Consider the following 21773-nt stretch of genomic DNA (forward strand, 5'->3'; position numbering starts at 1 on the left):
CACCATGACAAGCCAGACCAGTGCTCCCGCGCCGCGTACGTCCCCCGGCGCGCCCCCAAGAGCCGACCGCGACCTCGTCGACGTGCGTCGCAGGCCCACCACGTGGACCGGCCTGTGGTTCGTCCTGCCCTTCCTCGCCTTCTACCTCCTCTTCCTGCTGTGGCCCGCCGTCGTCGGCCTCGGCTACACCTTCACCGACCGCAGCCTGGCCGGGGGCCCGCTCTCCTTCGTGGGACCGGACAACTGGCAGGAGAGCCTGACCGACCGCGCCCTGTACGACTCCCTGTGGAACACGCTGTGGTTCACGATCCTCAGCGTGCCCCTGATGGTCCTGCTCGCGCTCGGCCTGGCCCTGCTGACCGATCACGCCCGCAGGCTCGGATGGTTCCTGCGGCTGTCGTTCTTCGCGCCGTTCGTGCTCCCGGTCGCGGTGATGACCCTCATCTGGAACTGGATGTACAACCCGAGTCTGGGCCTGTTCAACGGCACCCTGGCCCGGTTCGGCGTCCAGGGCCCCGAGTGGCTCTTCAGCGAGGACACGGCGATGTTCTCCGTGGTCATCGCCACCGCCTGGTGGCAGGTCGGCTTCAACTACCTGCTCTACCTGGCCGCCATGCAGTCCATCCCCAAGGACGTCTACGAGGCGGCGGCCATCGACGGCGCGGGCGCCTGGCAGCGCGTCGGCCGCATCACCCTGCCGCTGCTGGCGCGTACCACCGCGCTCATCACCGTCCTCCAGCTCATCGGGTCCCTGCGCGTGTTCGAGCAGATCTACCTGATGACCATGGGCGGCCCCAACTTCGCCACCCGCACCGTCATCCAGTACATCTACGACTCCGGATTCGTGGGGCTGCGCGTCGGCCTGGCCTCGTCCATGGCCTACATCTTCATGGTCCTGATCATCGCCGCCTCCATCGCCCAGTTCCGCCTGTTCTCCCGGAAGGAGGCCTGACCATGGTCACCTCCACGTCCCGGCCCGCCGCGCCGGCCACGGCGCCCGCGCGCCTCCTCCGGCGGCGGCGCGTCACGGTGGGCTCCGCCGCCCTGTACACGGTCGCCGCCCTGGCGGCCCTCCTCTGGCTCGTCCCGCTGCTGTGGGCCTTCGCCACCTCGGTCAAACCCGAGGGCGAGACCACCGTCATGCCGCCCGCCTGGCTCACCCCCAACGCCACCTTCGAGGCCTACGCGCAGGTCCTGGGCCGCGGGGACATCATCCGCTGGACGATGAACTCGCTCATCACCACCACGATCGTCACCGCGCTCACCCTGGTGGTGTGCGTGCTGGCCGCCTACGGCTTCTCCCGGTTCGACTTCCGTGGCCGCGGCTGGCTCTTCGCCCTGGTCATCGGCGGCATCCTCATCCCGCCGCAGGTGCTCATCGTGCCCCAGTTCGTGCTGATGACCCAGCTCGGGCTGGTGGACACCTACTGGGGCGTGGCCCTGCCCCAGGTGGTCGCCCCGGTGTTCGTGTTCATCCTCAAGCGGTTCTTCGACGCCATCCCGCGCGACTACGAGGACGCCGCCAAGATGGACGGAGCCGGACCGCTGCTCGTGTTGTGGAGCGTCATCCTGCCGCTGTCCCGGCCCATCCTCACCGCCGTGGGCATCTTCACCTTCATCGGCGCCTGGAACAACTTCCTGTGGCCGTTCATCGTGGTCAACGACCCGGAGATGATGACCCTGCCCGTGGGCCTGGGCACCGTCCTGGGCCAGTACGGCATCCAGTACGCCCAGGTCATGGCCTCCGCCGTGCTGGGCGCCCTGCCCCTGCTCGTGGTCTACCTGCTCTTCCAGAGGCACATCGTCACGGGCGTGGCGGGTGCCGGGATCAAGGGTTGACCCGCTGCCCCCGTTCCGCTCCCACCACCCCCAGGAGCCCCCCATGCGACCTCCGCTCGTCCGGATCGCGGCGGCCCTCACCGCCGCGGCCCTGGCCACGTCCCTGGCCACCGCCCCGGCCGGATCCGCCTCCGCGGCGCGCGCCGACTGGGACGTGCCGCCCAACAACCCCGGCCTGCCCCTCTTCGGCCACCAGCCCGACGACATCCACCCCTTCGCCGGGGGACTGAGGGTCCACGACCCCGCCCTGTACCGGGGCGGCGACGGCGAGGACTGGTACGTCTTCGGCACCGGCCACGCCGAACTCGGCGACGGCAACATCCAGATCCGCAGCTCCCCGAACGGGCGGCACTGGACCTACACCGGCACGGTCTGGGACACCAAGCCCGCCTGGCTCACGGAGAGGATCCCCGGAGTGGGAACCCTCTGGGCCCCCGAGATCCACCACTCCGACGGCACCTACTACCTGTACTACTCGGCCTCCACCTTCGGCTCGAACCGCTCGCTCATCGCCCTGGCCACCAACACCACCCTGGACCCCGAGGACCCCGGCTACGAGTGGGTCGACCGGGGGCCGGTGTTCGAGTCCTTCGAGGGCGACCCCTACAACGCCATCGACCCCGGCATCGTCGAGGACGGCGAGGGCCGCCACTGGATGACGTTCGGCTCGTTCTGGAGCGGTATCCGCATGGTCGAGCTGGACTGGCCGAGCGGCGGGGCCGTCGAGGGAGCGGAGGTGCTGCACCTGGCCGACCGCCGCGAGCCGCCCAACGCCGTCGAGGCGCCCCACATCATCCACCGCGACGGCTACTACTACCTCTTCGTCTCCCTCGACCACTGCTGCCGCGTCGGCAGCGACTACAAGGTCGCCGTCGGCCGGTCCACCGACGTCACCGGCCCCTACGTGGACGCCGACGGCGTCCCCCTGCTGGAGGGCGGCGGCACCGTGGTCCTCGCCGAGGAGGGCACCATCACCGGCTCGGGAGGGCAGTCCGTCTCCGGCGGCCTGCTCGCCTACCACTACTACGACACCGACCTGGGACCCGACTTCGACTTCCGGATGGCCGTCCGGAAGCTGCACTGGACCGCCGACGGCTGGCCCCGCGTCCAGTAGACCCGCCGACCCAACGACCTCCCGGCCCGGGTGACGCGCCCGGGCCGGGCCACACCACCAGGAGACCGCCATGCTCAACGCCTCCCTCCGCGTCGACGCTGCCACCCCCGTAGCCCTGGTCCACCGCCGCACGTTCGGCTCCTTCGTCGAGCACATGGGCCGCTGCGTCTACACCGGCATCCACGAACCCGACCACCCCACCGCCGACGCCGACGGCCTGCGGCGCGACGTCGCCGCGCTGGTCCGCGAACTCGGCGTGACGACCGTGCGCTACCCGGGCGGCAACTTCGTCTCCGGATACCGCTGGGAGGACGGCGTGGGTCCCAAGGAGCAGCGCCCGGTCCGCCGCGACCTGGCCTGGCACAGCATCGAGACCAACCAGTTCGGGCTCAACGAGTTCATGACCTGGTGCCGGAACCTGGACATCGAACCGATGATGGCCGCCAACCTCGGCACCCGGGGCCTCCAGGAGGCCCTCGACCTGCTGGAGTACTGCAACCACCCGGGCGGAACCCACCTCTCGGACCTGCGCGCCTCCCACGGCCACCCCGACCCCCACGACATCCGCATGTGGTGCCTGGGCAACGAGATGGACGGCCCCTGGCAGATCGGCCACCTCGACGCCCGCTCCTACGGCCGCAAGGCCGCCCAGGTGGCCCGGGCCATGAAGATGGCCGACCGCGACCTGGAACTGGTCGTGTGCGGCAGTTCGGGGTCGGCCATGTCCACCTTCGGCCAGTGGGAGGCCACCGTCCTGGAGGAGACCTACGATGCTGTGGATCACATCTCGCTGCACGCCTACTACGAGGAGCACGACGGGGACTTGGCCAGTTTCCTGGGCGCCACCACGGACATGGACCACTTCATCGACTCCGTGGTCTCCACCGCCGACGCGGTCGGTGCCCGGCTCCGCGACCCCAAGCGCATCCAGCTCTCCTTCGACGAGTGGAACGTCTGGTACCTGAGCCGCCACCAGGCCGAGGCCGCCGTGCAGCCCACCGACGACTGGCGGATCGCGCCCCGCGTCATCGAGGACCGGTACAACGTGGCCGACGCCGTCGTGGTCGGCAACATGCTCATCAGCCTGCTCCGGCACAGCGACCGTGTCACCGCCGCCAGCCAGGCCCAGCTCGTCAACGTGATCGCGCCCATCATGACCGAGCCGGGCGGTCCCGCCTGGCGCCAGACCGTCTTCCACCCCTTCGCCCTCACCGCCGGGTCCGCCTCCGGCCACGTACTGCGCGCCGAGGTCACCGCCCCCGTCCAGGAGACCGACAGGTACGGCGAGGTGCCCGTCGTCGACTCCGTGGTCACCTCCGACCCCGACACCGGACGCGCCGCCCTGTTCGTCGTCAACCGCTCCACCGACCAGCCGGTCACCCTCGACGCCGACCTGCGCGGCCTCGCCCCGACCGGCGTGGCCCGCGCGCTCACCCTCGCCAACGACGACGTGTACGCCGCCAACACCATGGAGAACCCCGACCGGGTCACCCCCCGGGACAACAAGTCCGCCCACCTCGACGCCGGAAGGCTCTCGGTGACCCTGCCCCCCGTCTCCTGGACCGTCGTCGACCTGACGGCCGACGGCCGCTGAACCCGTCTCCCGCCCCCGTCCCCAAGGAGAGAAACCCATGCCACACCACAGGAAGACGGTCGTCCCGGCACTGCTCGGGGCGGCCCTGCTGCTCACCGCATGCAACGGCGTCGGCGACGCCGCCCAGGACACCGGGGAGAACGGCACCACCATCGGCATCGCCATGCCCACCCAGTCGTCGGAGCGCTGGATCAACGACGGCGAGAACATGGTCGCCGAGTTCGAGTCCCGCGGCTTCGGCACCGACCTCCAGTACGCCGAGGACGTCGTGGAGGACCAGGTCGCCCAGATCGAGAACATGATCACCAGGGGCGCCGACGTCCTGGTCGTCGCCGCCATCGACGGCGAGGCCCTCGGAGACGCGCTCGACATGGCCGCCTCCAGCGACATCCCCGTGGTCGCCTACGACCGCCTCATCCGCGGCAGCGAGCACGTCGACTACTACGCCACCTTCGACAACTTCCAGGTGGGCGTCCTCCAGGGCCAGTACATCGTGGACACCCTCGACCTGGAGAACGAGGACGGGCCGTTCAACATCGAGCTGTTCGGCGGGTCGCCCGACGACAACAACGCCTACTACTTCTACGACGGGGCGATGTCGGTCCTCCAGCCCCACATCGACGACGGCACCCTCGTGGTCCGCAGCGGCCAGACCTCCATGGACCAGATCGCCACCCAGCGCTGGTCCGGCGCCATCGCACAGGACCGCATGGACAACCTGCTCAGCGCCAACTACTCCGGCGAGGACGTGCACGCGGTCCTGTCGCCCTACGACGGCATCAGCCTCGGCGTGATCGAGTCCCTGCGCGCGGTCGGCTACGGCACCGAGGAGAAGCCGCTGCCCGTCGTCACCGGCCAGGACGCCGAGGCCGCCTCGGTCAAGTCGATCATCGCCGGGGAGCAGACCCAGACCGTCTTCAAGGACACCCGGGCCCTGGCCACCCAGACGGTCGACATGGTCGAGGCGCTGCTGGCGGGGGAGGAGGTGCCGGTCAACGACACCGAGAGCTACGACAACGGGGTCAAGGTCGTCCCCTCCTACCTGCTCGAACCCGTCTCGGTGGACGTCGACAACTACCACGAGGTCCTGGTCGGCAGCGGTTACTACGAGGAGTCTGAACTCGAATGAGACAGGAGGAGAGGCGGCCCGCCCCGCGGGGCGGGCCGCTCCTTTCGATGCGCGGCATCCAGAAGGACTTCCCCGGGGTACGAGCCCTGGACGGGGTGTCGCTGAGCGTCGCGCACGGCCGGATCCACGCCCTGATGGGGGAGAACGGCGCCGGGAAGTCCACGCTGATGAAGGTGCTCAGCGGCGTCCACCCGACGGGCTCCTACACGGGTGAGGTCCTCGTCGACGGCGAGCCCTGCACCTTCTCCGGCGTCGCCGACAGCGAGCGCGCCGGCATCGCCATCATCCACCAGGAACTCGCCCTCATCCCGCAGCTGTCGATCAGCGAGAACATCTTCCTCGGCCACGAGCGGGCCCGGTACGGCGTCGTCGACTGGGGCGCCACCCACGCACGGGCCCGGGAACTCCTGGACAGGGTCGGGCTGGACGCGAACCCGTCCACGCCCGTCTCGGCGCTGAGCGTGGGCGCCAGACAGCTCGTGGAGATCGCCAAGGCCCTGGCCAAGCGGGTGCGGCTGCTCATCCTCGACGAGCCGACCTCGGCGCTGAACGAGGCGGAGAGCACCCGGCTGCTCGAACTGCTCCTGGACCTGCGGGACCAGGGCGTGACGTGCATCCTCATCTCGCACAAGCTCGGCGAGGTGGTGCGCGTCTGCGACGAGATCACCATCCTGCGGGACGGCCGCGCCATCGAGACCCTCTCCGTGGAGCGCGACGCCGACGGGACACCCTCCATCGACGAGGACCGCATCATCCGCGGGATGGTCGGCCGCGAGCTGGACCAGCGCCACCCCCCGCGCACCGGCGAGATCGGCGGGGTGCGCTTCGAGGTCCGGGACTGGACGGTGGACCACCCGGACGGGTCCGGGCGGCGCGCGGTGGACGGGGCCGACCTCACCCTGCGCGCAGGCGAGGTCGTGGGCATGGCGGGACTCATGGGCGCCGGACGCACCGAGTTCGCGATGAGCCTGTTCGGCCGCTCCTACGGGCGCTACGTCCGCGGCACCCTGCTCAAGGACGGCGCCGAGGCGGCGACCGGAAGCGTCGCCGAGGCCATCCGGAGCGGGATCGCCTACGTGCCCGAGGACCGCAAGTCGCTCGGCCTGGTGCTCGACGACGACATCCGCCACAACACCACGATGGCGGCGCTGGACCGCGTGTCCTCGCGCGGGGTCCTCAATCCGGGCCTCGAAGCCGTGGAGGCCTCGCGGATGAGCGAGCGGATGCGGGTCAGGAGCCAGGGCACGACCCAGCTCGTGCGCACCCTCAGCGGAGGCAACCAGCAAAAGGTCGTGCTGGGCAAGTGGATGTTCACGCGGCCCGAACTGCTGATCCTCGACGAACCCACCCGGGGCATCGACGTCGGGGCCAAGTACGAGATCTACCTGATCGTGCGCCGGCTCGCCGCCGAGGGCGCCTGCGTACTGCTGATCTCCTCCGAGCTCCCCGAGATCCTCGGCATGTGCGACCGGATCTACACGATGTGCGAGGGGCGCATCACCGGAGAGGTCCCCGGCGAGGGGGCCGACCAGGAAACCCTCATGAGACTGATGACGCGAACCGGGGGACACCCGTGAAAGAACCAGGCACGACCTCCCGCCTCGCACGGATCGGCGGCACGCTGATGGGCGGGAACTCCCGCCAGTACGGCATGGCCATCGCCCTGGTGGCCATCATCGTGCTGTTCCAGATGCTCACCGGAGGACTGCTCCTCACACCTCTCAACGTCACCAACCTGATCATGCAGAACTCCTACATCCTGATCCTGGCGATCGGGATGATGCTGGTCATCGTCACCGGCCACATCGACCTGTCGGTCGGCTCGGTGGTGGCGTTCACCGGCGCGGTGTCGGCGATCATGCTCACCTCGTGGGGGCTGCCGACGGTCGTGGTCGTGCCCGTCGCCCTGCTGCTCGGCGCGCTCATCGGCGCGTGGCAGGGCTTCTGGGTCGCCTACGTGCGCGTCCCCGCCTTCATCGTCACCCTCGCCGGGATGCTCATCTTCCGCGGCGCGACCCTGGCGGTCCTGGGCGGGGAGTCCGTGGCCCCGCTCCCGCAGGCCCTGCGCGACATCGCCAGCGGCTTCCTGCCCGGCCGGGGAGGTGAGGGCCTGCACCTGCCGACCCTGCTGCTGGGCGCGCTCGGGGCCGCCGCGCTCGTGTGGATCCAGTGGGGCACGCGGTCCCGCTCCCGCGGGTACGGGCTTCCGGTCGCGCCCGCGCCGGTGACCGCCGCCACCTCGGCGGTCACCGTCATGGCCATCCTGGCGTTCACCTACGTGCTGGCCGACTACAACGGGCTGCCCGTCGTGGGGCTGCTGCTCGTCGCGCTCATCGCGGGGTACTCGTTCGTGATGCGCTCCACGACCATGGGCAGGCGCGTCTACGCCGTCGGCGGCAGCGAGCAGGCCGCGGCGCTGTCCGGGATCAGGACCCAGCGCACCACGTTCTGGGTGTTCGTCAACATGGGCGTGCTCTCGGGGCTGGCCGGGATCGTCTTCACGGCACGGCTCAACGCGGCCACGCCCGGAGCCGGGACCATGTTCGAGCTCGACGCGATCGCGGCGGCCTTCATCGGCGGCGCCTCCGCCTCCGGAGGCGTGGGCACCGTCGTCGGGGCCGTCATCGGCGCACTGGTCATGGGCGTCCTGAACAACGGCATGTCGCTGATCGGCCTGGGCGTGGACTGGCAGCAGCTGATCAAGGGGCTGGTGCTGCTGCTCGCGGTGGCCTTCGACATCTACAACAAGCGCCGTGTCGCCACCAGGCCCGCCGCCTCGGCCGCCTCCCGGCCGGACAAGGGCGGGGAGGGGGCCGGCGGCGGCTCGCCGCACCCCGCCGGCAAGGAGCGGGCGAACCGCTGAGGGGGACGGCTCCGGGAGGTCCTGGGCGTCACTGGTAGCCCCGGATCTCCCGGAAGACCTCCTCCAGGTCCTGCTCCCGGGCGTCGAACACCCGGCCGCCCGTCAGGTCCGCCAGTTCGGTCATCTCCGGCATGTCGGACTCTCCGAACAGCACGGTGAACACCGGCGCCTCCGCCACCGCGTCCGGCCGCGCCGACAGGGAGTCGCCGAACCCGGCCAGGTCGATACCCCCGTTCACCTCGCCGTCGGTCATCAGCACCACGGACATCAGGTGGTCCCCGTCCGTGCCCGTGCGTCCCTCCTCCAACAGCTCGTACGCCCGCACCAGGGCGTCGTAGGCGGCGGTGTCGCCCCCGGCCTCCAGACCGGCCACCGCCTCGGCCAGGTCGGCGCCGGACTCGTCCACCGACCCCGGCTCCATCACGAAGGTGAGCGGCTCCGCGGGCGTGGTGGAGAAGGGCAGCAGCGTCACCTCCTCCCTCTCCTGGAAGGACTGCGTACTGCCGGTCAGGGAACCGCCGTCCGCGCCGGTCAGCGCGTTCAGGGCCAACTGGAGTTCCCGGAGCCGCTCGCCCTCCATCGACCCCGACACGTCCAGCACGTACACGGTGCGCGCCGGACGGCGCAGCGCGGCGGAGTAGTCCGACACCAGGCCGTCGACGACCTCCTGGCTCGTGGGGAAGGGCAGCTCCACCAGCGGAGGCACCGGCGGGGACAGCTCCGCCCCGGCCGTGACCGGCCGCCGCCGGGTGCGGTCGGCGATCCGCTGCTGAGTCTGCACCGACGTCAGGTCCTCCACCAGCCGCTCGTACCCCCGCAGCGCCTCCTCGGAGGGATCCGACAGGAGGGTGAGCGGATAGTCGGCGGTCACCACGCCGTCGGCCGGGTACACGACCGTCAGGGGCTCCTCCAGGGCGCCCGAGGCGTTCAGCGAGAGGATCACCGACTCGTAGTTGACCAGCCCGTCCACCGGCCTGCCCCGCTCCGAGCGCCGTGCGAACGCCTCCGCCAGCCACCCCGACGACCCCGCCGTCACCTCCTGCCCCGAGAAGAACTCCGCCAGCTCCGGCCCCACCCGTTCCACGTCCTCCGACCGCAGCGCCGAGCCCGTGTCGGCCATCGCGGAGGCCACCCCGATCAGCGCCGAGAACCCCGAGTTGGAGGCACCGGGATTGGTCATCCCGTAGGTGAAGCCCTCCTCCGCGACCGCGTGGTGCACGTCCGCCCAGGTCACCTCACCGCCGTCGGCCCACCCCAGCTCCTCCGCGCGGTCGGCGGCGACGCCCAGCACCACGGGGGAGACCATGACCGGGGTCTGGACGTGCACCGCGGACCGGCCCCCCTCGTGCAGGTTGAGGTAGCGGTTGGAGGCGAACCACACCGCGTCGTACTCCCCGCCCCCGCCCCCGCGGTCCCCGGCGGCGATCCGGGCCATGCCGTCCAGCGTGCCCGTGTACTCCAGCTCCACCGCCACCCCGGTCCGCCCGGCCGCCTCCTCCAGCAGCGGCTCCAGGTCGGCGACCTCGCTTCCGGCCAGGACCCGCAGCGTCACGTCGGGGGCCGGTCCGGGGGCGGAGCAGCCCGCCGCCACCAGGGCCGCCGTGAGCACCGAGGCGCACGTGCCGCGGACCCCTCCGCGCTTCGTTCCAGAGGTCATTCCCGTTCCGCTCTCCCGGTCTGGTGTACGTACCACTACTGGGCCCCGCCGCCGCGGGCCGCCTCATCGGGGGCGGGAGGACGCGCCCCGCTGTCGCCGTAGGCGTCCTCGATGCCCGCCAGCAGGTCCTCCAGGACCCCGTAGGTGGGCGTGTTCACCACGTCGGCGATCCGGGTGCGCACCGGCAGCCCGTGCTCGGCCACCAGGTCCTCGAAGTGGGCGCCGCCCTCGGTGCGGAACCCGTGCGCCGCGGCGCGCTCCTGGAGGACCGGGTCCCGGGCGAGCAGCCGCCCGACCGCGTCGCCCTCCTCCGTGAACGGGACGGCGGTGTGCACCGCGTACACGGTCGGTTCCGGGTAGAGCACCACCGCGTCCCGGGCGAGCGCGGGTCCGTTGACCATCGCGTCCACGTACTGCGACTCGTAGGCCCACAGCAGCGGCGTGTGCCCCGCCCCCAGGTCGCGGAACTGCTCGAACGGCTGCTGGGAGGACTCGGGCGGCTGGCCCTGGGCGAGGAAGAGGCGCGCCAGCGTGCCGGTGAGGTCGTCGTCCACCTGTCCGGGCGTGACCACCTCCTCGCCGTTGAGCAGGTAGGACAGGGCCGCGACGTGCATCGCCGCCGAGTTGGAGGTGCGCGGGTCGGTGGTGCGCACCAGCACCTCGTTGCGGTTGCTGGAGCTGACCGCGTCCCCGGGCAGGTCACGCCAGCGGGTGCGCTCCCGCGTCAGCTCCAGGTAGGCGGCCAGGTCGAAGGACCAGGTGCCGTCCCCGCCGCGCCCGGCGACATCCACCCCCGCCAGCGCGTCCACCACCGGCTGGTAGCTGAGCAGGACCATCGGGGTGCTGAAGAGCCGGTACTCGGTCGAGATCCCGTGCAGCTCCCGTACGTGCTCCGACGCCGGACCCGATCCGGGGGAGACGAAGTCCGCGCCGTCGACGTCCTCGGCCATCAGCCGCGAGCCACGGGGACGCACCCGCACCTCGTACCCGAGCTCGGCGAAGCGCTCCCCGACCAGTTCGTCGTCGAACAACGCGACCTTCTCCGAGCCGACCACGCCCTCCACGAGCACCAGGTCGCCGCCGGCCAGGCGGTTCACGACGACGAGGCCGAGCGCCGCGGCCAGGACCACCGCGACGGCCGACGCGACCACGACGAACCAGAACGCGCCCCGGCCGGACGTGTGGGGGATGCGCACCTGTGCCGACCCTCCTCGGAACCGCCCAGTGGGGCTCCCACGCTGCCAGGGCGCGCCGGCACCGAGCCGACCGGGAGATGGCCGCCCGGTGGCGGTGCGGGAAAGCCTCGCCGAGCGCGAGAGCCCCTCCGGAACGGAGGCCCGGACCACGGCCGGGGCCCGGGCCGGGCCCCGGCGGAGGTCAGGCGCCGTCGGCCCGGGCCACGCCCGCCCGGGCCGGGACACGGCGCTACCGGCGGGGGTGCCAGCCGCGGGGATCCACGGTGAGGGCGGGCTCGAAGCCGGCGGCGATGTCGTCCCAGCGGGCGAACTTGAGGTTGGTCTGCTCGCGGACCCCGCCGTCCGGGCCGGTCACGTCGGGCTGGTTCTCCCCGTCCTGGGCGACGAAGAGGCCGCCGTCGAACCGCCCCACGGGCACGTTCAGCACGTCGATGCCGTCGGTGTGCCGGACCATGTCCTCCCCCTCGGGGCCACCGAGCCGGAACGAGCCGACGAGCGCGTTGCCGGTGCCGGGGTCGCGGTCGTAGACGACGAAGGCGTCGCTTCCCTGGCTGGAGGCGATGAGGTAGCCCTCCCCGTCGGCCGCGCGGTAGAGCGCGAGGCCCTCGACGTCGGCGCTGAGGTCGGCGCCGCCGAAACCGGGGTCCTCCCCGGCGACGCACTCGTCGGTCCCGGGGTCGTAGTGGGCGGGGACTCCGAACTCCTGGACGGTGTCGACCAGCTCGGGCTCCTCCGACAGGTCGGCGGGCATCCGGAGGATGCCGACCTGCTCGTAGGCCGCGTACAGCAGCCCGCGCTCCGCGTCCACGACCATGCCCTCCACCACGGGAAGCTCGCCCGGGTCCACGCACGGCTCCCACGTGCTTCCGTCGGGCAGCCCGAAGGAGGTGGGCAGGTCGATGCCGGCCTCGTGCTCGTAGCCGACGGCGCCGTCCTCGCCGTCGAGTTCGAGCAGGGCCAGCGCCGCGCCGTCGCTGCGGCTCGCCACCGCGTAGTGGTCGTCGCCGTCGGACCAGGTGGTCAGGCCGTAGGCGGTGAACTCCTCGTTCACCTCGTCCTGGTCCTCGGAGAAGACGAACGGGGACTCGTCCGGGTCGGTGACGTCCCTGAGCGGTGCCCGGCCCCGGCCGCCCCCCTTGGCGTCGATCTCGTAGACGCGCAGTCGGTCGAGTCCCCGGTCGGACACCACGGCCAGGTCGACCTCGTCGCCGTCCAGCTCGAAGCCGTAGACGATGTCGACGTTGTTCAGGCGCCCGGGCCTGTCGCCCTCGCCCGGTGCGTCGGGGGCGGGGATGTGCTGGAGCTCCCGGCCGTCGAGGTCGTGGACGTACAGTCCGTCCTCCTTGGCGGTGCTGATGACCAGGCTGTGCTTGTCGTTGCGGGGGTTGAGCCAGATCGCCGGGTCGTCGGCGTCGGCGTCGTTCTCGTCGTTGAACACCGGCGGGGTCTCGACCCGGTAGTCGACGACCGATACGTCGTCGGCGAGGGCCGGAGCGGCGAACAGCACCGGAGCGCACAGCGCCAGTGCCGTCGCGGCCGCCGCGGTCCGGCCGACCGGCGGTCTCTCCATGGGTTCCATACGGTTCTCCTCGGGGGGTCGACACGTAGCGCTGCCACGTTGTTACCGAGAAGTATTACCTCACGAACCGCTCAAACCGGGGGTACGGGAGCCCGTCCCGGAATCCAACGCCGTGTGAACACCCCGCTGCCCCCGCCTCCACCCGCCCCGTCGCCCCGGGGCCTGTGGACGGGGGGCGGAAGGCCGACGGGGAGAACTACCCTGGAGACCGTGGCAGGCCGGATCAAAGACGAAGACATCGCACTCGTACGCGAGCGCACCCCCATCGCGGACGTGATCGGTGAGTACCTCCAGCTCCGCAACGCCGGAGGCGGCTCACTGAAGGGACTGTGCCCCTTCCACGACGAGAAGTCGCCCTCCTTCAACGTCACCCCCTCCAAAAACCTCTACTATTGTTTCGGCTGCGGCGAGGGCGGCGACACCATCTCCTTCGTGCAGAGGATGGAGAGCCTCAGCTTCGCGGAGGCCGTCGAGACGCTGGCCCGCCAGATCGGCGTCACCCTGCGCTACGAGGAGGGCGGCCGCAGCACCGCCAGGCACGACTCGGGCAAGCGCCAGCGCCTGCTCGACGCGCACCGGGCGGCCGCCGAGTTCTACTCCGAACAACTGCTCTCGCCCGGAGCGGTCACCGCACGGCGCTTCCTGGACGAGCGCGGGTTCAACCGGGTCCACGCCGAGCGCTTCGGCCTCGGCTACGCGCCCGCGGGGTGGGAGAACCTCACCGCCCACCTGCGCCGCAAGGGCTTCACCGACCAGGAGCTGGTCGAGGGCGGCCTGGCCACCCAGGGGCGACGCGGCGCCTACGACCGCTTCCGCAACCGTCTGCTGTGGCCCATCCGCGAGGTCACCGGCGAGGTGGTCGGCTTCGGCGCCCGCAAGCTCAGCTCCGACGAGGACGGGCCCAAGTACCTCAACTCCCCCGAGAGTCCCATCTTCCACAAGGGGCGGCTGCTCTACGGGCTCGACCTCGCCAAACGGGACATCTCCCGGGAGGGCAAGGCGGTCGTCGTCGAGGGCTACACCGACGTGATGGCGTGCCACGACGCCGGGGTGACCACCGCCGTGGCCACCTGCGGCACCTCCTTCGGCGAGGACCACATCAAGATCCTGCGCCGGATGCTGCTCGGACGCACCAACCAGGGCGGCAAGGTCATCTTCACCTTCGACGGCGACAAGGCGGGACAGAAGGCGGCCGTGCGCGCCTTCGCCGAGGAGCACGGCCTCACCTCCGAGACCTACGTCGCCGTGCAGCCCGACGGCCTGGACCCCTGCGACCTGCGGCTCCAGCACGGAGCACAGGCTGTCGTCGACCTGGTGGAGAACCCTCCGCCGCTCTACGAGTTCATGATCCGCAACGTCATGGAGGGCTACGACCTGAGCACCGCCGAGGGGAGGATCGCCGCGTTGGACGCCGCGGCTCCGGTGGTCGCGAGCATCCGCAACGAGGGTGTGCGCCTGGACTACGGCAAGAACCTCGACCGCTGGCTCGGCCTGATGGACGAGGCCTTCGTGCTGCGCCGGGTCAAGCAGCACATGCGCGGCCCCCGCGGCCGGGGCCCGGCGCCCCGGCCCCACTCCGCGCGGCCCGTGCCCACCCCGGACGCCGGGGAGGCCCCCTACGACCTCGGCGACCCCTCCGTGCAGCGCGAGCGCCAGGCCCTCAAGATCGCCGTGCAGTACCCCTGGCTGGCCGTCGGCTTCGACGCCTTCACCGAGGAGGACTTCACCGTCCCCCAGCACCGGGCGGTGCTCAAGCTCATCACCGAGCGGGGCGGCGTGGCCGCCGCGCACGATCCCGCGGCGTGGGTGAACAGCCTGCGCGAGGCCGCCCCCAATGACACGCAGCGTGATTTCCTCACACGTTTGGCGGTCGAACAGCTGGAGTTCTATGGAGAACTCGACGAGCATTACGCCCGGCAAATACTGGGCACAGTCAAGACTCATTCCATCAACCGGCGCGAGTCAAACCTGAAGTCCCGGCTCTCCCGGATCGACGCGGTCTCCCAGGCGGAGGAGCACAACCGGGTATTCACCGAACTCATGGCGCTTCAGCAGCAAAAACGCGCCCTCCAGGAGGAGCGGGCGAGCGGCATGTAGCGCCGGGGTGACAATAGTAGTTCTCCCTTTATCGGTACCCGGGCGGGCACAATGGGGGAGTGGCTCCCACAGTTGTGACCAACGAAACGCAGTCCGTTCGCCAGGTGGTCCGGCTGCTCCCCGACCCGGGTCGGGGCCCGGTCAGCCGCGGCGAGGTCGCCTCGGCGCTGAACCGGCTGGACCTTCCCCCGGACTACCTGGACCAGGCGGTCGCCCACCTGGCCCAGGCCGGTGTGGAGGTCGCCGAGCCCGAGGAGGCCGGACCCCCCTCCGACGGTGGCCGGCGCTCCGGATCGGACCTGGTACGGCTCTACCTGCGTGAGATCGGCCGGGTGCCGCTGCTGACCGCCGAGCAGGAGGTGGACCTGGCCGAGGCGATCGAGGTCGGCCTGTACGCGCAGCGCTGCGAACCCGCCGAGGGCGTGCGCACGGCCGAGGAACTCACCGCCCTGGCCGAGGAGGGCGGACGGGCCAAACGGCGCCTGATCGAATCCAACCTGCGACTCGTCGTGTCCATCGCCAAACGCTATATGGGGCGGGGGCTGCTTTTCCTCGACCTCATCCAGGAGGGCAACCTCGGCCTGATCCGCGCGGTGGAGAAGTTCGATTACCGAAAGGGCTTCAAATTCTCCACCTACGCGACGTGGTGGATTCGGCAGGCCATCACGCGGGCGATAGCGGACCAGGCGCGCACGATCCGCATTCCCGTGCACATGGTCGAGACGATCAACAAGGTCGTCCGGGTCCAGCACCAACTGCACCAGCAACTCGGACGCGAACCCAGTATCGCCGAGATCTCCTCGGCCGCCGGATTCGGCGGGGAGCGCGTCCTGGAAATCCAGCGGATCGCGCGGGAACCCGTTTCGCTCCAGTCGCCCATCGGCGAGGAGGAGTCCGACTTCGGGGACTTCATCGAGGACTCCGACGCGGTCGTCCCGGTCGAGGCGGCGTCCTTCACCGTCCTCCAGGAGCAGTTGGGGCTCGTCCTCGCCGGCCTGTCCGACCGGGAGCGGCGGATCATCCGGCTGCGCTTCGGGATGGCCGACGGCTACCCGCGCACCCTGGAGCAGGTGGGGCGCGAGTTCGGGGTGACCCGCGAGCGCATCCGTCAGATCGAGGCCAAGACACTGGCCAAGCTCCGCCACCCCTCGCGCGCCGGCACCCTGCGCGACTTCCTCGTCGGCGGCTGAGCGGGCCGGCCCGGACGGCCACTCCCAACACTCGGGGCTCCACCAACACCCGGGGCTCCACGGGCATTCCACGACGGCCTGATGTGGCCGACCTGCCGGTAACCCCGGGATTCACGCCGTGCGGCGTCTAGGGTCGAGGCGTGAACGCCTTTCCGCCCGCACCGAGAACCGGGTCCCCCCTCCGGCGGCGTCCACTGCTCGCCCTGGGCGCGGTCGTGGCCGCGGCGGTACTGATCACGGGGGTCTTCGTGGTGGCGAACGCAAGGAAGCCCGAGCGCATCGGGTACTTCGCCGACTGGAACGTGGCCAATCGCGACTTCACCATCAAGGAACTGGACGACAGCGGTGCCCCCGAGCACCTGACCCGCCTGATGTGGGCGTTCGGCGCCGTCAGTCCGGAGGGGCTGTGCCACGTCCCGAGCACCCACGACCAGCCCTGGCAGCTCTACCAGCGCCGCTACGACGCGGACGAGAGCGTCGACGGACGGGCCGACGACTACGAGCAGGAGCTCGCGGGCAGCCTCCACCAACTGCGCCTGCTCCAGGAGAAGCACCCCCACCTGGGGGCCAGCCTGTCCCTGGGCGGATGGAACTGGTCCACGCACTTCTCCACCGCGGCCCGCACCGAGGAGTCGCGGGAGGCGTTCGTGTCCTCATGCCTGGACCTGTGGCTGCGCGGCGACCTGCCGGTGTTCGAGGACGAACCGCAGGGCGGCGAGGGGGTGGCCGCCGGGATCTTCGACGGCATCGACCTGGACTGGGAGTGGCCCGGGGGAGGGGGCCACCCCGGCAACGTGGAGCACCCCGACGACGCGGCCAACTTCCCCCTCCTGGTGGCCGAGTTCCGCCGCCAGCTCGACGAGCTGTCCCGGGAGACCGGCGAGGACTACACCCTGTCCGTGTCACTGCCCGGCGGGGCCGGGAACGGCGAGGCCTACGACGACGAGGTCTTCGACCACGTCGACTTCGCCACCGTGCAGGGCTACGACTTCTCCGGGCCGTGGAGCGAGGAGACCGCCCACCACTCGAACCTGTACGCCCCGGAATCCGATCCCGACGCCAACAGCGTCCACCGGGCGGTCCAGCGCTACCTGGACATGGGGGCTCCGTCGGGGAAGCTGGTGGTGGGGGTCCCCGCCTTCGGACGGGGCTGGCAGGGGGTGGGTCCCGCCGAAGCCGGACTGGGACAGGCGGCGGACGGGCCCGCCGACGACGCCTACGACGGGCCGACCATGGCCTTCTCCGAACTGCGGGAGCGTGAGGGCCGGCGCTTCCTGGACGAGGAGGCGGGCGCCCACTGGCTCTACGACGGCGACGAGTGGTGGACCTACGACAACCCCGAGGTCATCCGTCTCAAGGGCGAGTACGTCCTCGAACAGGGCCTGGGCGGGCTCATGGTGTGGAGCCTGGACATGGACCCCGAGGGCGAGCTGGTCCAGGCCATGGACGAGTCCCTCAGGGGCTGACCCCGGAGCACGCGCGGGCTCCGCGTGAGGCCTGCGCGCGGGCCGCACCGGGCTCCGGAACCGGGCTCGGCCCCCGGGCCCCGAACACCGGAACCGCCCGGCGGGCCGGGTCCGCGCGGCATGCTTGCGGCGCCACGGTCCACCCGCCACGCTGTGCACCATGGCCGACCCGCACAGCACCACAGAACCGACCGACGTCGCCGCACTGCGCCGCGATCTGGAGAGCCGTGTCCGGGGCACGGTCGCCTTCGACGCGGGAACCCTCGCCCTCTACACCTCCGACGCCTCCAACTACCGCCGCGTGCCCCTCGCCGTGGTCGTCCCCGAGACCGTCGAGGACTGCGTGGCGGCGGTCCGCGCCTGCGCCGAGCACGAGGTGCCGGTCGTTCCCCGGGGCGGCGGCACCTCCATCGCGGGCAACTCCATCGGCACCGGCGTGGTCATCGACACCTCCCGCCACCTGCGCGCCATCGAGGACATCGACCCCGAGGCCCGTACCGCCACCGTGCAGCCCGGCGTCATCCTGGACGAGCTGCGCAGGGCCACGGCCGAGCACGGGCTCACCTTCGCCCCCGACCCCTCCACCCACAGCCGCTGCACCGTCGGCGGCATGGTCGGCAACAACGCCTGCGGCTCCCACTCGGTGGCCTGGGGCACCACCGCCGACAACATCGTCTCCCTCGACCTACTGCTCAGCGACGGCACCAGGCTCACCGTGGGCTCCTACGACAGCGACGAGGAGCTGCGGGACCTGGCGCGCCGTCCCGGCCGCGAGGGCGAGATCCACGCGGCCCTGTCCCGCCTGGTGGAGGAGTACCGATCCGAGCTGCGCACGGCCATGCCGGACTTTCGCCGCCGGGTGTCCGGCTACGCCCTGGACCGGCTGCTGCCGGAGAAGGGCCGCAACGTCGCCGCCGCGCTGGTGGGCACCGAGGGCACCTGCGCGTTCGTGCTCGGAGCCACCGTGCGCCTGGTCGAGACGCCGCCCGCCCGCGCGCTGGCCGTCCTGGGCTATCCGGACGCCCCCGCGGCCGCCGACGCCGTACCCGACCTGCTCGGACACCGGCCGCTCACGGTCGAGGGCATCAACCAGCGCATGGTCGCCGCCCTGGACAGCCACGGCTCCGGGTCCCGCGTGCCGCTGCCCGAGGGCGGGGCGTGGCTCCTGGTGGAGATCGCCGGGCAGGACCGCGAACGGGCCGCCGAGGCGGCCGAGGCCATGCTCACCGGGCTCTCCGACGCCTCACGTCCCCAGGACGCCCTCGTCGTCGCCGACCCCGCCCACCAGAAGGCGCTCTGGCGCATCCGCGAGGAGGGGGCCGGACTCACCCAGCGCACACCCGCGGGCGACGAGGCCTGGTCGGGCTGGGAGGACGCCGCGGTGCCTCCCGAGAACCTGGGCGGCTACCTGCGCGACTTCGACGACCTCATGGAGCGCCACGGCCGCTTCGGCGTGGTCTACGGCCACTTCGGCGACGGCTGCCTGCACGTGCGCATCGACTTCGAGCTCACGCACGAGCGGGGCCGCCGCGAGTACCGGGAGTTCATGGAGGAGGCCGCGGGGATCGTCGTCAAGCACGGTGGTTCCCTTTCGGGCGAGCACGGAGACGGACAGGCGCGCTCCGAACTCCTCTCCCGCATGTACCCCGAGCGCCTCATCCGGGCCTTCGGCGAGTTCAAGCGGATCTGGGACCCCGCCGACATCATGAACCCCGGCATCATCGTCGACCCGCTCCCGCTCGACGCCGACGTGAGGGTGGACACCGACCCGCGGCCCGCGTTGCCGCTGACGGACGTCACCATGGCCTACCCCGAGGACGACGGCGACTTCGCCAAGGCGCTGCGCCGCTGCTCCGGCATCGGCAAGTGCCGCCGCCAGGAGGGGCCGGGCGTCATGTGCCCCAGCTACCAGGTCACCCAGGAGGAGAAGCACTCCACCCGGGGGCGCGCCCACCTGCTGTTCGAGATGGCCAAGGGCGAGGTCGTCACCGACGGCTGGCGCTCGGAGGAGGTGCGCGAGAGCCTGGACCTGTGCCTGTCCTGCAAGGGCTGCCTGAGCGACTGCCCGGTCAACGTGGACATGGCCAGCTACAAGGCCGAGTTCCTGCACCAGCACTACCGGGGACGGGTGCGTCCGGCCGCCCACTACTCGATGGGCTGGCTGCCGGTCTGGGCGCGCCTGGCCTCGCTCGCCCCGGCCGAGGCCAACCGGGCCACCAGGCTGCCGGGGGTCTCGCGCCTGGCCAAGAGGGTCGCCGGTGTGGCCGTGCAGCGCGACCTGCCCTCGTTCGCCCGCACCACCTTCACCCGGGCGTTCCGCCGCCGTGCGGCGCGCGGTGAGGCCCGCACCGACGGGCCCCGGGTGGTGCTGTGGCCGGACACCTTCGGCAACCACCTCGACCCGAACGTGCTCGTCGCCGCCGTGCGTGTGCTGGAGGACGCCGGGTTCACCGTCGTGCTGCCCCGGGGGCAGGTGTGCTGCGGCCTGACGTGGGTCTCCACCGGTCAACTGGACGTGGCCCGGGCGGTGATGCGCCGCGCGGTGCGGGCCCTGGCGCCGCTGGTGGAGGAGGGGCTGCCCGTGGTGGGGCTGGAGCCCAGCTGCACGGCCGCGCTGCGCCACGACCTCCTGGAGCTGCTCCCGGGACCGGAGAGCGAGGGGGTGGCCGCCTCCGTGCACACCCTGGCGGGCTTCCTCAACGAGTACGCGCCCGACTGGCAGCCGCCCCGGATCCCGGCCTCGGCGATGGCCCAGGTGCACTGCCACCAGCACGCGGTGATGGGCTTCGACGCCGACCGGGAGCTGATCGCGCGGGCGGGCATCGACGGCGAGGTGCTCGACTCCGGCTGCTGCGGGCTGGCGGGCGACTTCGGGTTCACCGAGGGCCACTACGAGGTGTCCACGGCCATCGGTGAGCGCGACCTGCTGCCGCGGGTGCGCGAGGCCGCGCCGGAGACCCTGGTGCTCGCCGACGGCTACAGCTGCCGCACCCAGATCGGCCAGGGCACGGGCCGCCGCGCACTGCACCTGGCCGAGGTCCTCGCCCGGGGCCTGGCGGACCGAGGGGCCCCGGCTCCAGGGGGGCGGTCCAGGCGTCCACGGGGTGCCGGAGGGGCGACCGCCTAGACGCCCATCTGGTCGTGCAGGGCGTCCAGGGCCCGCGAGACGGCGTCGGACAGGCGCTCGTCCCGCGGGTCCACTCCCTCGCCCAGGTGGATGCGCCAGGCCACGTCGGTGCCGCCGGGCGGGCGGCGCGCCACCAGTCGGAAGCCGGTGGTGGAGTCGGTGCTGGGGAAGGGCACGAACCGGTTGACCAGGATGGTCGCGGTGACGCGCTCGGAGACGGTCTCGGCCAGGCGGCGGTAGTCCACGCCGTCGGAGTCGGAGTCCGAGCGCAGGCCTACGGTGTGCTCGCCCGACCCCTCCTCCAGGAACGTGAAGGCGTCGGGGGTCCAGCGGGCCTGGTCGATGTCCTGCCACGGCACGGTGCGGCCGTCGGGCAGGTGCAGGGCGCGCGTGGTGGCGGCCAGGACCGGGGTGTCCTCCCCGGCCGGGGCGGTGACGGGCGCGTGCGCCAGCACACGCTCGCCCCGCTCCAGCCGGGCGCGCACCCCGGCGGGCACGCCCCTGGAGAACAGGGCCACTAGTTCTCCTCGCCGGTGCCGGGAGCGTTCTTACCGCCCCGCGGCTGGGTGCCGTTGGAGCTGCGGCTCTCCCACTCGACGAACTCGACCTCCTCGTCGGTGGGCCGGGCCAGGAAGTCGCGCAGCGACGTGACCGGCATCCTGTCCACGGCCTTGTCGTAGACGGTGCGGCCCGCGTTGCCGACCTGGGCGCCGACGAGTCCGGCGACCTCCTGGACGACGGGGCTGTCCGCCACCTTGCGGGCGCTGCGGGTGAGCTGCTCGTAACGGGCTCTGCCCGCCTTCGCGCCCAGGACGTAACCGATGGCGAGTCCGGCGGCGAACGTGATGCGGTAGCGCATGGGATACCTCTTCAGCCTTGGGGACGATCGGCGTGATCCTGCCTCGACGTTACCCCGAGGGGA

Annotated in this window: 16 protein-coding genes; 11 read left to right on the forward strand and 5 right to left on the reverse strand. The window is 71.6% G+C overall.

The genetic code is table 11. The features are described from left to right. The first annotated feature begins 4 nt into the window (after positions 1-4). From NOSIN_RS03755 to mmsB, 7 genes are all read left to right on the forward strand, one after another. Complete coding sequence (locus NOSIN_RS03755; RefSeq protein ID WP_077689398.1) at positions 5-952, forward strand: carbohydrate ABC transporter permease; 948 nt, start codon at positions 5-7, stop codon at positions 950-952. 2 nt (positions 953-954) lie between these two features. Beyond that, the gene (locus tag NOSIN_RS03760) at positions 955-1839 is read left to right on the forward strand and encodes a carbohydrate ABC transporter permease (RefSeq protein ID WP_077689399.1); all 885 of its coding nucleotides are present in this window, start codon (positions 955-957) and stop codon (positions 1837-1839) included. Between the two features lie 43 nt (positions 1840-1882). Then, positions 1883-2953, forward strand: a complete 1071-nt coding sequence (locus tag NOSIN_RS03765; protein ID WP_077689400.1) for an arabinan endo-1,5-alpha-L-arabinosidase — start codon at positions 1883-1885, stop codon at positions 2951-2953. A 70-nt stretch (positions 2954-3023) separates the two neighbouring features. After that, positions 3024-4547, forward strand: a complete 1524-nt coding sequence (gene arfA, locus NOSIN_RS03770; protein WP_077689401.1) for an arabinosylfuranosidase ArfA — start codon at positions 3024-3026, stop codon at positions 4545-4547. 37 nt (positions 4548-4584) lie between these two features. Beyond that, positions 4585-5676, forward strand: coding sequence for a multiple monosaccharide ABC transporter substrate-binding protein (chvE, locus tag NOSIN_RS03775; protein ID WP_077689402.1), 1092 nt, complete (start codon positions 4585-4587; stop codon positions 5674-5676). Continuing rightward, on the forward strand, positions 5673-7253 hold the full coding sequence (locus NOSIN_RS03780) for a sugar ABC transporter ATP-binding protein (RefSeq protein WP_077689403.1): 1581 nt from the start codon (positions 5673-5675) through the stop codon (positions 7251-7253). Before chvE ends, NOSIN_RS03780 begins: the two co-directional genes overlap by 4 nt. Beyond that, positions 7250-8539 carry a multiple monosaccharide ABC transporter permease gene (gene mmsB, locus NOSIN_RS03785; RefSeq protein WP_077689404.1) on the forward strand — a complete coding sequence of 430 codons (1290 nt, stop codon included), beginning with the start codon at positions 7250-7252 and terminating at the stop codon, positions 8537-8539. Before NOSIN_RS03780 ends, mmsB begins: the two co-directional genes overlap by 4 nt. 28 nt (positions 8540-8567) lie before the next feature. On the opposite strand, the gene NOSIN_RS03790 is transcribed toward mmsB, so the two are convergent. The 3 genes from NOSIN_RS03790 to NOSIN_RS03800 form a co-directional block, all read right to left on the reverse strand. Beyond that, positions 8568-10196, reverse strand: coding sequence for a VWA domain-containing protein (locus NOSIN_RS03790; RefSeq protein ID WP_077689405.1), 1629 nt, complete (start codon positions 10194-10196; stop codon positions 8568-8570). Positions 10197-10231: 35 nt separating this feature from the next. Continuing rightward, positions 10232-11392, reverse strand: coding sequence for a hypothetical protein (locus tag NOSIN_RS03795; protein ID WP_077689406.1), 1161 nt, complete (start codon positions 11390-11392; stop codon positions 10232-10234). 229 nt (positions 11393-11621) lie between these two features. Beyond that, the gene (locus NOSIN_RS03800) at positions 11622-12971 is read right to left on the reverse strand and encodes a phytase (RefSeq protein WP_143832844.1); all 1350 of its coding nucleotides are present in this window, start codon (positions 12969-12971) and stop codon (positions 11622-11624) included. A 210-nt stretch (positions 12972-13181) separates the two neighbouring features. On the opposite strand from NOSIN_RS03800, the gene dnaG reads away from it, so the two are divergent. The 4 genes from dnaG to NOSIN_RS03820 all read left to right on the forward strand — a co-directional run bounded on the left by dnaG (position 13182) and on the right by NOSIN_RS03820 (position 20851). Further along, complete coding sequence (gene dnaG, locus NOSIN_RS03805) at positions 13182-15068, forward strand: DNA primase (RefSeq protein ID WP_077689407.1); 1887 nt, start codon at positions 13182-13184, stop codon at positions 15066-15068. Between the two features lie 104 nt (positions 15069-15172). Then, positions 15173-16258 carry an RNA polymerase sigma factor RpoD gene (rpoD, locus tag NOSIN_RS03810; RefSeq protein WP_077693386.1) on the forward strand — a complete coding sequence of 362 codons (1086 nt, stop codon included), beginning with the start codon at positions 15173-15175 and terminating at the stop codon, positions 16256-16258. A gap of 140 nt (positions 16259-16398) precedes the next feature. Next, on the forward strand, positions 16399-17724 hold the full coding sequence (locus NOSIN_RS03815; protein WP_077689408.1) for a glycoside hydrolase family 18 protein: 1326 nt from the start codon (positions 16399-16401) through the stop codon (positions 17722-17724). Between the two features lie 160 nt (positions 17725-17884). Next, entirely contained in the window at positions 17885-20851 is a 2967-nt protein-coding gene (locus NOSIN_RS03820; RefSeq protein WP_077693387.1) for an FAD-binding and (Fe-S)-binding domain-containing protein, read from the forward strand. Here the strand turns inward: NOSIN_RS03820 and NOSIN_RS03825 are convergent. Together NOSIN_RS03825 and NOSIN_RS03830 are read right to left on the reverse strand one after the other, a co-directional pair. Further along, positions 20848-21369: a hypothetical protein gene (locus tag NOSIN_RS03825; RefSeq protein WP_077689409.1), complete on the reverse strand. Its 522-nt coding sequence runs from the start codon at positions 21367-21369 to the stop codon at positions 20848-20850. The two genes, NOSIN_RS03820 and NOSIN_RS03825, sit on opposite strands and share 4 nt — an antisense overlap. Further along, positions 21369-21710 carry a hypothetical protein gene (locus NOSIN_RS03830; protein WP_077689410.1) on the reverse strand — a complete coding sequence of 114 codons (342 nt, stop codon included), beginning with the start codon at positions 21708-21710 and terminating at the stop codon, positions 21369-21371. The genes NOSIN_RS03825 and NOSIN_RS03830 overlap by 1 nt, the downstream gene beginning before the upstream one ends. Between the last annotated feature and the right edge of the window lie 63 nt (positions 21711-21773).

Origin of the sequence: Nocardiopsis sinuspersici, from assembly GCF_001998325.1 — a bacterium.
In the GTDB taxonomy this organism is placed as follows: Bacteria; Actinomycetota; Actinomycetes; order Streptosporangiales; family Streptosporangiaceae; genus Nocardiopsis; species Nocardiopsis sinuspersici.

Bases quoted from the DNA above. Each gene is read 5' to 3' on its own strand.
- NOSIN_RS03755 (WP_077689398.1), top strand. From the start codon at position 5: ATGACAAGCCAGACCAGTGCTCCCGCGCCGCGTACGTCCCCCGGCGCG.
- NOSIN_RS03760 (WP_077689399.1), top strand. From the start codon at position 955: ATGGTCACCTCCACGTCCCGGCCCGCCGCGCCGGCCACGGCGCCCGCG.
- NOSIN_RS03765 (WP_077689400.1), top strand. From the start codon at position 1,883: ATGCGACCTCCGCTCGTCCGGATCGCGGCGGCCCTCACCGCCGCGGCC.
- arfA (WP_077689401.1), top strand. From the start codon at position 3,024: ATGCTCAACGCCTCCCTCCGCGTCGACGCTGCCACCCCCGTAGCCCTG.
- chvE (WP_077689402.1), top strand. From the start codon at position 4,585: ATGCCACACCACAGGAAGACGGTCGTCCCGGCACTGCTCGGGGCGGCC.
- NOSIN_RS03780 (WP_077689403.1), top strand. From the start codon at position 5,673: ATGAGACAGGAGGAGAGGCGGCCCGCCCCGCGGGGCGGGCCGCTCCTT.
- NOSIN_RS03790 (WP_077689405.1), bottom strand. From the start codon at position 10,196: ATGACCTCTGGAACGAAGCGCGGAGGGGTCCGCGGCACGTGCGCCTCG.
- NOSIN_RS03800 (WP_143832844.1), bottom strand. From the start codon at position 12,971: ATGGAACCCATGGAGAGACCGCCGGTCGGCCGGACCGCGGCGGCCGCG.
- NOSIN_RS03820 (WP_077693387.1), top strand. From the start codon at position 17,885: ATGGCCGACCCGCACAGCACCACAGAACCGACCGACGTCGCCGCACTG.
- NOSIN_RS03830 (WP_077689410.1), bottom strand. From the start codon at position 21,710: ATGCGCTACCGCATCACGTTCGCCGCCGGACTCGCCATCGGTTACGTC.